A 12,486-nucleotide genomic window follows, 5' to 3' on the forward strand; every position below is an offset into this window, starting at 1 on the left:
GGAGAAGTTGTGCGCCGAGAGATCTTCACGCCCGACCACGAGGCGTTCCGCGGCCTGGTCCGTGACTTCGTGGCGAACGAGGTGGTCCCGCACTACGCCGACTGGGAGGAGGCCGGGCGGCTGCCCCGGGAGCTCTTCGAACAGCTCGGCTCACTGGGCCTGTTGGGCATGTCCGTCCCCGAGGAGTTCGGCGGGGCGGGCCTGGACGACTTCCGCTACAACGTGGTCCTCCAGGAGGAGGCGGCCCGCGCGCTGGTCACCCTGGGCACGGTACGCACCCAACTCGACGTCGTCCTCCCCTACTTCCTCGCCTACGCCGACCGGGAGCAGCGCGCCCGCTGGTTCCCCGGCCTCGCCGCCGGCAAGCTCCTCACGGCCGTCGCCATGACGGAACCCGGCACGGGCTCCGACCTCGCGGGCATCCGGACGACAGCCGTGCGGGACGGCGACTCGTACGTACTGAACGGGGCGAAGACGTTCATCACGGGCGGGCTGCTCGCCGATCTGGTGGTCGTGGTGGCCCGGACGGCCACCGATCCCGACGACCGCCGCGCAGGGCTTACCCTGCTGGTCGTCGAGGACGGCATGCCGGGGTTCACCCGGGGCCGGGTCCTGAAGAAGATGGGCATCAGGGTGCAGGACACGGTCGAGCTGGCCTTCGACGACGTACGTGTCCCGGTCGCCAACCGGCTCGGCGAGGAGGGTGCCGCCTTCGGCTACCTCGGCCACAATCTGCCGCAGGAGCGGATGACGGTGGCGGTCGGCTCGGTCGCGCAGGCACGGGCCGCCCTCGACACCACGGTCGAGTACGTCAAGGAGCGCAGGGTCTTCGGAAAGCCGGTCGCCGCCTTCCAGAACACGAAGTTCGAACTCGCTGCTGTGGCAGCCGAGTTGGAGGCGGCGCAGATGATGCTCGACCGTGCGGTCCGTGAACTCGTCGACGACGAGCTGTCCGGCGCCGACGCGGCGAAGGTCAAGCTGTTCTGCACGGAGATGCAGGCCCGGACCGTCGACCGCTGCCTTCAACTCTTCGGCGGATACGGCTATATGCAGGAGTACCCGATCGCCCGGCTCTACACGGACGCGCGCATCACCCGTATCTACGCCGGGACGAGCGAGGTCATGAAGGTCATCATCGCCAAGTCGTTGGGACTGTGAGCCGGGTGGCGGGGACAGCTGATTTCGCGGGCCGGACGGGTGCCGCGTTCGTCGCGGGCGGCACCGGTGGCATCGGGGCGGAGATCGTACGGATGCTGGCCGGCCGGGGCAGCGACGTGGCGTTCACCTACCGCGCCAACGAGACGGTGGCGGAGTCGCTCGCCGGTGAGGTGAAGGTGTACGGCTGCCAAGTCCTGGCCCTGCGGCTGGACTTGGGGGACGAGTCGGCCACGGCGGAGGCGGTGACCGAGGCCTACGAGGCGTTCGGAGGGCTGCACACGGTCGTCTACGCGGCCGGTCCCCACGTACCGATGAGGCATCTCAGCCGGGTGACGCCGAGCGAGTACCGTGCCCAACTCGACGCGGACGCCGTGGCATTCTTCAACCTGGTCCATCCCGCGCTGCCGAGGCTGCGGGAGACCCGGGGCAGCATCGTCGCCGTGACGACGGTGGCCACCCGTCGCTACCCGGTCCGGGACGGGCTGTCGGCAGGCACGAAGGGTGCCGTCGAGGCGGTGGCCCGGGCGCTCGCGGCGGAGGAGGGCCGCTACGGGGTTCGCGTGAACTGCGTGGCACCCGGCATGCTCAACGACGGGATCGCCGGTCGCCTGATCGCCACCGGGGAACTCGACGAGGCGGCGCTCGCGATCACCCGGCGCAACATCCCGCTGCGCCGCTTCGGGGCCGCGAAGGACATCGCGGAGGCGGTGGCGTTCCTCGCCTCGGAGCGGGCGGGGTTCATCACGGGGCAGGCGTTGGGTGTGGACGGCGGGTACAGCGTCTGACACGCCGCCTCACTCGGGTGCGGTGACTCGCTCGCCGGCTACGAACGCCGCCCGTACGGTGTCCGCTGTCAGGACGTCCAGTGCTTCCCGCAGGGGTACGTGGAGCAGGCACAGGTCGGCGTCCGCGCCTACCGTCAACCTGCGTGTGCGGGCGGGGTGTTGGGGCTGGCCGGTGAAGAGGTTCAGTGCCGCTTCCGCGTCCAGTGCCTCTCCCCCGGTACGTTCGACGGTGGCCCGCATGACCGCCCACGGGTCGTGGGTTCCGTACGGCGCGTCGGTGCCGGCGGCGAGCGGGATGCCCGCGTCGGCCAGGGATCGGCAGCGGTAGAGGTGGGGGCGGTCGTCGGGGTCCACGTCGGTGGCGTAGGCGTGAGCGCGTTCGGCGGGGAAGTGGGGCTGGGTCACGACCGTCACACCGAGGTGCCTGATCCAGGGGATCGTCTCGGCCGGGACGACGGACGCGTGCTCGATGCGGTCGCCGTCGACCGGGCCGGCCTCGTCCAGGGCGAGGAGGGTCACGATCAGCTGCACCCGGGTCACGCAGTGGACGGCGACGGGACGTGGCCGCAGCGATGTGATGCCGGCAGCGAGTTCGGCCGGGGCGGGCAGGGTGGCGTCGTCGAGCATCAGTTTCACGGGCGCGTCGACCGTCATGACGAGCAGCCGCTGCGGCAGCACCGACAGCAGGTCGAGGAGGCCGTCCGCCGGGTGCGGATCGGCGTTGGTGAACCCCGTGACACCGAGCGCGGCCGCCCTGCTCCCCACGCCCTCCAGGTCCAGGCGCACGGGCGGCACGTGTCCGCGCAGCCGTTCGTCCTCCCGCCAGAACAGCCCGTCGCCGTCTTCCGTGTCCAGGCGGGCCGCCCGCAGTGCGGCGCTGTTCCAGACCCACAGTGCGCCGGTCCGGTGCTGAACGCGGACCGGCCGGTCCGGTGCGAGGGTGTCGAGGGTCCACCGGTCCAGTTCGCCCGCGACGCTCTCGTGATAGCCGACGGCCCGCACCCACTCCTCCGGCTCCCCACCACGCAGGGCGGCGGCGAGTCCGTCCCGGCCGGTGACGTCCGCCGGGCCGACCCGGACGGACGCGGCGTCGGCGGCCAGCGCCGCGAGGTGTACGTGGTGGTCGTGGAGGCCGGGCAGCAGAGCGCCGCCGAGGCCGTCCACGTCACGGGGCTCGCCCTTGCCGTCCAGCCGCTCCCCCATCTCGGCGATACGCCCGTCCCGCACACGTACGTCGACCCGCCCCGCGCCCCTGACCTCGACGTTCCTGATCAGCACGGCGACGGAACCAGGGAGGCGGCGCAGGCCGACATGCTGACGCCCAGCAGTTCGCCGCCCCCGGCGGCCAGGGAGTGAGCGGCGGCGTGGGCGGCATAGATGCCGGTGACCGGGTCGGCGAGCGCGTCGCCCACGAAAACGGGGTCGCCCTGTGCGTCGACGCCGGTCAGGCCGCCCGCGACGGCGGCGTCGTCGCCGAACGCGATGCGGTCGTCCGCCCGGCCGTACCCGGTGATGCGCACCCAGACCCGGCCCGGACGGGCGGCGAGGAACTCCTCGGCGTGGACTCCGAGCCGGCGCAGCGCCCGAGGCCGGGACGCCTCGATGACGACGTCGGCCCCGGCGACCACTTCGGCGAGCGCACCCGAGGCGAAGTCCAGGACCAGGCTGTCGTGCCCTTCGTGCAGCCACCGGTAGAAGCCCGGTGATCCGGCGCGGGCACCGTCCGGGCGACTCGCGCTCTCCACTTTCACCACCTGGGCGCCTGCCAGACCCAGGAGGCGCGCGCACAAAGGGCCCGCCCAGAGGGCCGACAGGTCGACGACACGGAGGGCGGCCGGGTCGCGTACGCGCTGCTCACCGAGCCGCTCGATCCGTACCGGGGGTCCGCTCGCGGAGGCGTGCTCCCCGGCGGCGATCCCCAACAGCTGCGCACTCGCCGCCACTTCGGCGGCCGTCGCCCGCTTCGCCACCTCGTGCAGCGGCTCGCCCTCGGTACCGGACAGGAGGGCGAGGAGAGCCGGTACGGCGGCCAGGTCGTCGGGGCGGGCGAGGTTCACGGCGGCCCAGCCGTCGGCCGCTTCGAGGAGGTGGCAGGAGCCGCCGGCGGAGGTCCTGCCGGGGAGGGTGTGGCCCGCCAGTTGGGCACGGAGAAAGAGGGTCTCGGGCAGGTCGACGGGCACGCCGGTGAGAGCGGTGAACTCCTTCGCGACCGAGGCCAGCGGAGGCAGGTACGGCTCCACCGACTCCATCCAGCTGCCGAGAGCGTCATTCTCCAATGGTCAAACGCCCTTCTCTTCCGAGGTGGCCCCAAATTACACTCCGCCCGTGACCTTGGACTCTCCCTTCGTCCTCGTGGACCTCGACCATGAACCGAGTCCCGAGCTTTGGCCGGGGGCAACGGGAGCGGCCGGGCGCGTGCTCGTGGGCCTCGCGGAGAAGCCCGCCGAGGCCGACGGCGACTTCGACATCCTCCTTACCGCCGCCCCTGATCCCCCGCGCCCCTGGGTGAGTTGCGCCGACCCGTACGCGACCGCCCACCGGCTGGCGGAGATCGTCTCGGACCGTCCGGCTGCCTCCGTCGCCCTGACGCAGGTGCTGCGGATGGGACCGTCTCTGGCGCCGACCGACCGTCTCGTCGTCGAGTCACTGGCCTACTCGACGCTCCAGGCGTCGGCTGTCTTCCGCGCCTGGCTGGACTTGGCGCCTGCTCGCACGCCGCGCCCCTCCCCCGCGCCGGTACGCCTGAGCCGCGAGGGCGACAGACTCACCGTCACCCTCGACCGGCCGCAGGCCCGCAACGCCATGGACGCGGGTACGCGGGACGCCCTGTGCGAGGCGCTCGAAGTCGCCGTGGCGGACCCGTCGATCACCCGGGTCGACCTGTACGGCAACGGGCCGGCCTTCTGCGCCGGCGGCGACCTCAGCGAGTTCGGCACGGCCAGGGATCCGGCGCAGGCCCATCTGGTGCGGGTGCGGCGCAGCCCGGCCACGCTGCTTCAGCTGTGCGGTGATCGCGTCACCGCACATTTGCACGGTGCCTGCGTGGGAGCGGGCATCGAGTTGACGGCGTTCGCGGGGCGGGTACTGGCTTCGCCGGACACGGTGATCCGGTTGCCGGAGGTGGGGATGGGACTGATTCCGGGGGCGGGGGGTACGGCGAGTCTGCCGCTTCGGGTGGGGCGGGAACGTACGGCCTATCTGGCGTTGTCGGGGGAGGCGTTGAGTGTGGAGGAGGCACTTCGGTGGGGGTTGGTGGATGAAGTGGTTGAGGGGGACTAGCGTTCTGCGGGATGTGGACTTTGTCTGCCGGCCGGTGGGGGCTGGTCGCGCAGTTCCCCGCGCCCCTGTCGGGGCGCTGTGGCGCACCCGGAGAACAGCCAATCCCTGTCCGTCACTTGCCTGTCCATAGCGGCGTCCTTCGTTCCGCGAACGCCTTCGCGCCCTCTGTCGCGTCCGCGCTGCGGAAGACCGACTCCGTCTCCGACGGTTCCGCCCAACGGCGTTCGCGCATCAGCTTCTTGGTCATGGCGACGCCCAACGGGCCGTTCTCGGCGATCTGTTCGGCGAGGGACAGTGCCTCCGCACGGACAGTGTCGGCCGGGACCACCCGGTTCACCAGGCCGAGCTCCCGAGCTCTGGCCGCCGTGATCAGTTCTCCCGTGAGGCCCATTTCCAGGGCGGCGGCGAGGGGGATGCGGTCGGCGAGGGTGGTGGCGCCGCCCGCCGCGAAGAGGCCCCGTTTGACCTCGGCGATTCCGAGGGACGCGTTGTCAGCAGAAACCATCAGGTCGCAAGCCAGGGCCAGTTCGAAGCCTCCGGCCACCGCGGACCCGTTGAGGGCCGCTACGACCGGGGTGGCCACGCTCTCCCGGAGAAACCAGAGCAGGCCGTCGAAGCGGGCGCCGCGCGCGAAGGCCTTCAGGTCCATGCCGGCGCAGAAGACCGGACCCGCCCCGGTGAGGACGATCGCCCGGACGGTGGGGTCCGCGTCCGCCTCCTTCAAGACGGCGGACAGTTCCTGGATGAGCTCCGGGTTCAGCGCGTTTCGCGCCTCGGGCCGGTTCATCGTGGCCACGATGACGTGACCCACCCGTTCGGTCAGGACCAGGTCGTCCTGGGGCATGGTGGCTCCTGTTCGATTCAGTCGGACGTCTCAGTCGGAGGCGGGCAGCGGCTTGGCCGTCTTGATCGTCATCGGGGCGCCGTCGCAGGTCAGTTCCCCCGCTCCGGAAGCTGTGCAGAGCAGCTCCAGGGTGCCCGTGGCGTCCACGTACCGCTTGCCGATGGTGGTCCCCGAGCCGGGATCCTTGACCACCGGCACGGAGGCGGCGGGCACCATGGGCTCACCCCCGCAGGCGAGTTGGGGGTGAGCGTCAGCAGGGGCCCGGATCACGACCACGCGGGTGCCGCAAGCGGTGCTGGCCAACTGGTCGCCGGGGCGGGGTGTCGTCGCCGAAGTGGTCATGGCAAGGGTCCCTTTCGGGCAGACGGTCGGGGTCGCGAGGTCACTCGGGGTCACGCAACCGGTCCGGGTCGCGCAGGCTTTCGGCGAGGAGGCTGACGTCGTACGACTGGCGGGCCATCCAGAACCGCAGGAACCCAGTGAGGGAGTAGCGCAGGAAGAGGGCCGCGCCCACCACTCCGGCGGCGATTCCGGCGAGACCGAGGGCGATGCCGTCGTTCTGGACGAGGGGGTCGAGGGTGTTGTGGGTGACCAGGTAGCCGGAGGCGCCGAGAATCACGCTCAGTGCCATCAGGGCTCCGCCGAGGCGCAGCCAGAGCTGGGAGCGGGCGGCGGCCGGGTCGGGGATCTTCAGTTCCGTCAGTTCGCGGACGAAGCGGTCCGCACGTGGCTCGGTGGACGTCATGCGGAACTCCCGAGGTAGAGAGCGGACAGTTCGGCGCGCAACCCGTCGTCGGGGTGGCCCTGCCGTTGGACCCGGCCGCGTACGAGTACGGCGGCCCGGTCGGCGATGTCGAGTACGGCGGCGGCGAACTGCTCGACGACCAGGACGGCCACACCCTGCCTGGCGATCTCGGCGACCTGCTCGTAGAGCCGGGCCACCACCAACGGGGCGAGCCCCATGGAGAGTTCGTCGAGGAGGAGAACGGCCGGGTCGGTGGCGAGCCCTCTGGCCAGGGCGAGCATCTGCTGTTCGCCGCCGGACATGGTGCCGGCCGGCTGGGAGGCCCGTCGGGCGAGGACGGGGAAGCGGGTGAACGCGATCTCCTCGACCTCGGCCCGGGTGCGGCCGGTGTGGGTCATCATCAGGAGGTTGTCGCGCACCGAGAGGTTGGGGAACACCCCGCGCCCTTCGGGGATCAGGCAGACTCCGGCGCGGGCCAGGTCGCGTGGGGCGGCGCCCGTCATGTCCCGTCCGCCGAGGAGGAGTTGGCCGGACTCTGCCGGATGGATACCGGCAGCGACACTCAACGTGGTCGTCTTTCCTGCGCCGTTGGGGCCGAGCAGCGCCACCATCTCGCCGGCGGCGACGCTCAGATCGACTCCGTGCAGGACGGTGATCCGTTCGTGGGCGGCGCGGATGCCGCGCAGCTCGATCAGCGCGTTCACGTGTCCCCCAGGTAGGCGGCAAGGACCGTCTCGTCGTTGCGGATCACCTCGGGCGGGCCGACGGCGATGACCTTCCCCAGGTCGAGGACGTACACGTCGTCGCACACGCTCATGACGAGGCTCATGTCGTGTTCGACGAGGACGACGGCCGTGCCCTCGTCGGCGAGGGAGCGCAGCAGGGCGGCGAAGCGCTCGGTCTCCTCGCCGTCCTGTCCGGCGGCGGGTTCGTCGAGGAGCAGCACTTTCGGGCGCAGGGCCAGCGCCCGGCCGACCTCGACGAGTCGGCCTACGCCGGTGGGCAGGGTGTCGGGCGCGGTGTCGGCGATGCCGGTCAGGCCGAGCCGGTCGAGGATCTCCCCGACCACGGCGACCGCGTGCGGCCGTTCGGGGCCGAGTTCGGCGGCGACGAGCAGGTTGTCACGGACACTGAGCCGCCCGAACAGCTCCAGCCGCTGGAACGTGCGGGCGAGACCGCAGTGGGCGCGGGCCGAGGGGCGCATCCGGGTGACGTCCCGGTCGTCGAGGAAGACGCGCCCCGACGAGGGTCTGCGCAGCCCGGACGCGACGTCGAACAGGGTGCTCTTGCCTGCCCCGTTGGGCCCGATGAGTCCGGTGACACGGCCGGGTTCGGCGGTCATGGCGACCCCGTCCAGGGCCCGGTTGCCGCCGAAGGAAACCGTCACTCCGCTAACTCGCAGCGACGCCACGTGCGAGCACCTCCCCGTCTTCCGGGCGCCAGTCGCGCCGTACGCCCCACCACTCGACCGGAATCTCCGGCTCGGCCGCAGGCGTCTGCCGGGCGGCGGCCCAGGTCCGTAGTGCCACAGCCACGACGACGGCTCCGCCGAGGAAGACCCAGCCGTCGATGACATCACCCAGGCGCAGCAGCCAGGCCGTGGCCAGCCAGGCGACAAGTGCCGTGAGCGCGACACGGTCGCGGCCGAGCGGCTCCCACTGGCGCCGGAAGTGGGCCGCGATGCCGTCGGGGTTCTTGCCCAGGCCCAGGCCGGCGAGGGCCGGCAGCAGGGCGACCGGATTCTGCAGGGCGGGTGCCACGGCGACCAGGGCGTTGGTCGGGCCGATGAGCGCGGTACCGGTGAACAGGCCGTTGCCGACCGCTCCGAGTCCGCCGAGCACCGCGACCAGGAAGATCGGCAGCCCGGCCACCAGGTTGAACTGTTCGGGGGTGATGGCCCGTTGCTGCATTCCGTAGAGCGCGCCACCGAGGCCCGCGATCCCGGAGGCCAGGGCGAACACCAGCACCTTGGCTGCGAGCAGGTTGCCGCCGAGCGTGGCGTAGGCGGCCTCGCTGTCGCGCAGGGCAATCAGCCGGCGCCCGAATCTGCCCCGCCGCACCGCCGCCACGCCGATCGACGCGAGGGCGAGGCAGACGGCGGCGAGCACCATCAGCTCCTCCCCGCTGTCCAGTCGGATCCCGAACAGCGAGGGCCCGGCCACCTCCACCGACCCCTGGTCGAACAGCGCGACCTCGACGCCGAGGACATGGAAGGCGGGGAGGGTGAAGATCCACCGGTCGAGTACGACGGCGAAGGCGGCGGTGCCCAGCGCCAGGTACACACCGGACAGCCGCAGCGCGGGCAGTGCGATCAGCGCCCCGGCGACCGCCGAGACGAGCACCGCCAGGCCCAGCGCCCACAGCTGCCCGTGCGCGCCGAAGTGTGCCCACACGACCGCGCCGATGCCGGCCATGCTCAGCTGGCCCAGGGAGATCTGGCCCGCGTACCCGGCGAGGGGGACGTAGGAGAGGGCCACCACGCCGAGCGAGAAGATCGGCCCGTACGTGATGAGGTCCGCCTCGCCGAGCACCGAGGCCAGCACGATGCCGAACGCGACGGTCGCCGCCGCGAAGACGAGCGTGCCCCGTGCGGTCGGCACCGGGACCGGAGCCAGCCGCCGGTCGCGTCCGCGCAGCCGCCGGTGCGGGAACAGGAGCAGGGCAAGGAAGAGGAGGAGGGCGGGGGCGGCCAGGCGCAGGCCGGGCAGGTAGTCGTTCTGTGGCAGGTAGCCGGTGAGATAGCTCTCCGTACAGCCGATGACGACGGCCCCGATGAAGGTGAGCGGCACGCTGCGCAGCCGACCGAAGACGGCGGCGGTGTAGGCGCTGACGATCAGGAGAGAGAGCTGGGCGGCGTCGAGGGTGACGCTCGGCGCGATCAGTATGCCGCCGAGCGCGGCGAGTTGGGTGCCCATGATCCACGCGGTCCTGTTGGCCCGTACGGGATCGGCGCCCGTCAGCCCGACGAGTGCGCGGTCGTCGACGGTGGCGCGCATCTCGGCGCCGACCCGGGTCCGGTAGAGCAGGACGCGCAGTCCCGCGGCGACCGCGACGGCGACGCCCATGGTGATGGCCTGATGCCAGGTGACGGCGGCCGGGCCAATGTGGAAGGGGGCCCGGTCGGAGAAGAAGGGGGGCAGCGGCCGGGCCACGTTGGGGTCCCAGATCCAGCGGGCGACCCCGATGAGTCCGCTGAGCAGTGCGACCGTCATCACCAGCCGTTCCGCGTCGCCGAGCGCCTGGACGGGCCGCAGGACGAACCGCTCGACGAGGAGTCCGAACGCCGGGGCGAGCAGCAGCAGTACGACGGCCAGGGCGACCGGGCCCGGCCAGCCCCAGCCGACGGTGAGCTGCCAGTAGGTGAACGCGGAGAGCATGCCCGCGGCGCCGTGCGCGAAGTTGAAGACGCCGGTGGTGGTGTAGGTGAGCACGAGACCGCTGCCGATGACGGCGTAGATCGCGGCCGTGCTGAGGCCGACGATGCCGAAGGTGAGGAATTGGTCCATGACGCGCCGTCACTCGATGCCGGGGTCGGCCGACAGAGTGTTCCCCTCTCTGGGAGTGGAAACTAGCTTCTCAATTAGAGAGAATCAAGCATTCGGACAAGGCTGGGAGAAACCATGACCGGACAGCGCAGGGGAATCGCGACAGCCATGACCGAGCCGGAACGGGACGCGTTTCTCCGCGCCCGGTCCGTGTGCCGGGTAGCGACCCTCGGAGCGGACGGACACCCCCACACCAGCGCTCTGTGGTTCGTCTGGGACGGGACCGCACTGTGGCTCAACTCGCTGGTCCGCAGCCAGCGTTGGACCGATCTGGAGCGCGATCGGCGGCTCAGTGTGATCGTCGACGACGGGGGCTCGGACTTCATGCGGCTTCGGGGCGTGGAGCTGCGGGGTCGCGCGGAGATGGTCGGCGAGGTTCCCCGGAAGGGTGCGCCGGTGGAGGAACTCCGGGCGCCGGAACGACTGTTCGCGGACAAGTACGCGGACGGCCGGGACTTCCCGTACGACGGTCGGCACGCATGGCTGCGGGTGACGGCGGAGAAGGTAGTGAGCTGGGACTTCTCGAAGCTGCGACAGGACCGTTGACGCTGTCACCGCTATCATGAGAATCTTCCACTCTCTTTAAGAGAATGGAATTCTCAATGTCCATTGAAGACCTGATGGAGATCCAGCAACTGCTGGCCCGCTACGCGGTGTACATCACCCAGGGGAACCTGGACGGCGTGCTCGCGGTCTTCACCCCCGACGGGACCTACAGCGCCTTCGGCGACACCTACGCCCTCGACGAGTTCCCGGCGCTGGTCGCGGCGGCCCCCAAGGGTCTCTTCCTCACCGGCACGGCCGTCGTCGAGCCGGGCGCGGACGAGAGCTCAGCGTCCGGCACCCAGCCCCTGTGCTTCGTCGACCACTCCACCCACGACCTGCGCATCGGCTACTACAACGACACCTACGCGCGCACCCCGGACGGCTGGCGGTTGCGCACGCGCGCCATGACGTTCATCCGCCGCAGCGGCGCGCACGACTCGGGGCGCCCGCACGCCTACCGGAGCCCGGGGACATGAACGTCACCGGGTTCCGCACGGACCTGCGGCGCTGGCTCGACACGAACGACCTCTCCCCCGACACGGACGACTCGCTCGACGCGCAGGTCGCACAGCTCGCCCGGGTCCGGCGCGCGCTGTACGAGGCGGGGTGGATGCGGTACGGATGGCCCGCCGCGGTGACGGGGCTCGGCGGGCCCGCCGTACTGCGCGCGGTGCTCGGCGAGGAGGTCGCGACCCGTGGCCTGGCCGAGCCGGGGATCTACTCGATGGTCGAGGTCCTCGCCCCGACGATGATCTCGTACGCGCGTCCGGAGCTGGCCGCCGAGATGGTCCCGCTGCTGCTCGGCGGCCGGGAACAGTGGTGCCAGGGCTTCTCGGAACCGGGCTCCGGCAGCGACCTGGCCTCGCTCACCACCAGGGCCGTCCCCCGGGGCGACGACTGGGTGGTGACCGGCCAGAAGGTGTGGACAAGCCTCGCCCAGTACTCCGCCCGCTGCGTTCTGCTCACCCGCACGGCCCCCGGCCATGCGGGCATCACCGCGTTCTTCGTCGACATGGACACCCCGGGGATCACCGTCCGGCCGCTGCGCACGATGCACGGGGTGGACGAGTTCGCGGAGGTCTTCCTCGACGATGTGACCGTCCCCGGTGACCGGATGCTGGGCCGCCCGGGCGACGGCTGGCAGCTGGCGATGGACCTGCTCCCGCACGAGCGCTCGACCTGCTTCTGGCACCGCATCGCCCATCTCTTCACGCGACTCGACCACCTGCTGGAACAGAGGCCCGCGTCGGACTCGGCCCAGGACGACGACGCCCTCGGCGCCGCCTATCTCGCCCTGCACACCGCCCGCTGCCGCTCCCACACGACGCAGCGGCGCCTGGCGGACGGGGAGCACCTGGGCCCGGAGACCTCCGTCGACAAGGTTCTGCTGGCCACGGCGGAGCAGCAACTCTTCGACACCGTACGGGACTTGCTGCCCGGTGTGCTGGAGCTGACCCGGACGCCCTGGCGCTCGGAGTACCTGTACTCCCGCGCGGCGACCATCTACGGCGGCACCGCCGAGATCCAGCGGAACATCATCGCGAGCCGGTTGCTGGACCTCGGAAAGGAGTAGTGAGGGAGTAG

At 71.3% G+C, this 12,486-nt stretch carries 14 protein-coding genes; 6 read left to right on the top strand and 8 right to left on the bottom strand.

All coding sequences use genetic code 11. The features are described 5' to 3' along the window. Positions 1–9 precede the first annotated feature (9 nt). Together OG241_RS01825 and OG241_RS01830 are read left to right on the top strand one after the other, a co-directional pair. Entirely contained in the window at positions 10–1,158 is a 1,149-nt protein-coding gene (locus tag OG241_RS01825; RefSeq protein ID WP_405813182.1) for an acyl-CoA dehydrogenase family protein, read from the top strand. 92 nt (positions 1,159–1,250) lie between these two features. Beyond that, positions 1,251–1,943, top strand: a complete 693-nt coding sequence (locus tag OG241_RS01830; protein WP_405825994.1) for an SDR family NAD(P)-dependent oxidoreductase — start codon at positions 1,251–1,253, stop codon at positions 1,941–1,943. A 9-nt stretch (positions 1,944–1,952) separates the two neighbouring features. Here the strand turns inward: OG241_RS01830 and OG241_RS01835 are convergent, their stop codons facing one another. Further along, the gene (locus OG241_RS01835) at positions 1,953–3,221 is read right to left on the bottom strand and encodes an amidohydrolase family protein (RefSeq protein WP_405813183.1); all 1,269 of its coding nucleotides are present in this window, start codon (positions 3,219–3,221) and stop codon (positions 1,953–1,955) included. Continuing rightward, a complete protein-coding gene (locus tag OG241_RS01840; RefSeq protein ID WP_405813185.1) occupies positions 3,215–4,219 on the bottom strand; it encodes a CoA transferase in 1,005 nt (334 codons plus the stop codon). The genes OG241_RS01835 and OG241_RS01840 overlap by 7 nt, the downstream gene beginning before the upstream one ends. 49 nt (positions 4,220–4,268) lie before the next feature. Between OG241_RS01840 and OG241_RS01845 the strand changes: the two genes are divergently transcribed. Continuing rightward, a complete protein-coding gene (locus tag OG241_RS01845) occupies positions 4,269–5,222 on the top strand; it encodes an enoyl-CoA hydratase/isomerase family protein (RefSeq protein ID WP_405813187.1) in 954 nt (317 codons plus the stop codon). A gap of 112 nt (positions 5,223–5,334) precedes the next feature. Here OG241_RS01845 and OG241_RS01850 read toward each other — a convergent pair whose 3' ends face one another. The 6 genes from OG241_RS01850 to OG241_RS01875 are packed head-to-tail and all read right to left on the bottom strand — an operon-like array spanning position 5,335 to position 10,317. Beyond that, a complete protein-coding gene (locus OG241_RS01850; RefSeq protein WP_405813188.1) occupies positions 5,335–6,066 on the bottom strand; it encodes an enoyl-CoA hydratase-related protein in 732 nt (243 codons plus the stop codon). A gap of 30 nt (positions 6,067–6,096) precedes the next feature. Next, positions 6,097–6,408, bottom strand: a complete 312-nt coding sequence (locus OG241_RS01855; RefSeq protein WP_405813189.1) for a hypothetical protein — start codon at positions 6,406–6,408, stop codon at positions 6,097–6,099. 40 nt (positions 6,409–6,448) lie between these two features. Beyond that, positions 6,449–6,811, bottom strand: coding sequence for a hypothetical protein (locus OG241_RS01860; protein WP_405813191.1), 363 nt, complete (start codon positions 6,809–6,811; stop codon positions 6,449–6,451). Then, a complete protein-coding gene (locus OG241_RS01865; RefSeq protein ID WP_405813193.1) occupies positions 6,808–7,515 on the bottom strand; it encodes an ABC transporter ATP-binding protein in 708 nt (235 codons plus the stop codon). Before OG241_RS01865 ends, OG241_RS01860 begins: the two co-directional genes overlap by 4 nt. Continuing rightward, positions 7,512–8,198 (bottom strand): ABC transporter ATP-binding protein, encoded by a 687-nt coding sequence (locus OG241_RS01870; RefSeq protein WP_405813195.1) that lies wholly within the window; start codon positions 8,196–8,198, stop codon positions 7,512–7,514. Before OG241_RS01870 ends, OG241_RS01865 begins: the two co-directional genes overlap by 4 nt. Positions 8,199–8,202: 4 nt before the next feature. Continuing rightward, entirely contained in the window at positions 8,203–10,317 is a 2,115-nt protein-coding gene (locus OG241_RS01875; protein ID WP_405813197.1) for an ABC transporter permease subunit, read from the bottom strand. A gap of 114 nt (positions 10,318–10,431) precedes the next feature. On the opposite strand from OG241_RS01875, the gene OG241_RS01880 reads away from it, so the two are divergent. Genes OG241_RS01880 through OG241_RS01890 form a run of 3 tightly spaced genes read left to right on the top strand, consistent with a single transcriptional unit; the run spans position 10,432 to position 12,475 of the window. Continuing rightward, positions 10,432–10,902, top strand: a complete 471-nt coding sequence (locus OG241_RS01880; protein WP_405813199.1) for a pyridoxamine 5'-phosphate oxidase family protein — start codon at positions 10,432–10,434, stop codon at positions 10,900–10,902. Between the two features lie 56 nt (positions 10,903–10,958). Beyond that, complete coding sequence (locus tag OG241_RS01885) at positions 10,959–11,378, top strand: nuclear transport factor 2 family protein (RefSeq protein WP_405813201.1); 420 nt, start codon at positions 10,959–10,961, stop codon at positions 11,376–11,378. Further along, a complete protein-coding gene (locus OG241_RS01890; protein ID WP_405813202.1) occupies positions 11,375–12,475 on the top strand; it encodes an acyl-CoA dehydrogenase family protein in 1,101 nt (366 codons plus the stop codon). Before OG241_RS01885 ends, OG241_RS01890 begins: the two co-directional genes overlap by 4 nt. Positions 12,476–12,486 lie beyond the last annotated feature (11 nt).

The sequence above is a fragment of the Streptomyces sp. NBC_01390 genome, from assembly GCF_045040105.1.
GTDB lineage: Bacteria > Actinomycetota > Actinomycetes > Streptomycetales > Streptomycetaceae > Streptomyces.

Coding starts and splice junctions, on each gene's coding strand:
- OG241_RS01875 (WP_405813197.1), bottom strand. CDS start 10,317: ATGGACCAATTCCTCACCTTCGGCATCGTCGGCCTCAGCACGGCCGCG.
- OG241_RS01830 (WP_405825994.1), top strand. CDS start 1,251: ATGCTGGCCGGCCGGGGCAGCGACGTGGCGTTCACCTACCGCGCCAAC.
- OG241_RS01850 (WP_405813188.1), bottom strand. CDS start 6,066: ATGCCCCAGGACGACCTGGTCCTGACCGAACGGGTGGGTCACGTCATC.
- OG241_RS01890 (WP_405813202.1), top strand. CDS start 11,375: ATGAACGTCACCGGGTTCCGCACGGACCTGCGGCGCTGGCTCGACACG.
- OG241_RS01855 (WP_405813189.1), bottom strand. CDS start 6,408: ATGACCACTTCGGCGACGACACCCCGCCCCGGCGACCAGTTGGCCAGC.
- OG241_RS01860 (WP_405813191.1), bottom strand. CDS start 6,811: ATGACGTCCACCGAGCCACGTGCGGACCGCTTCGTCCGCGAACTGACG.
- OG241_RS01880 (WP_405813199.1), top strand. CDS start 10,432: ATGACCGGACAGCGCAGGGGAATCGCGACAGCCATGACCGAGCCGGAA.
- OG241_RS01885 (WP_405813201.1), top strand. CDS start 10,959: ATGTCCATTGAAGACCTGATGGAGATCCAGCAACTGCTGGCCCGCTAC.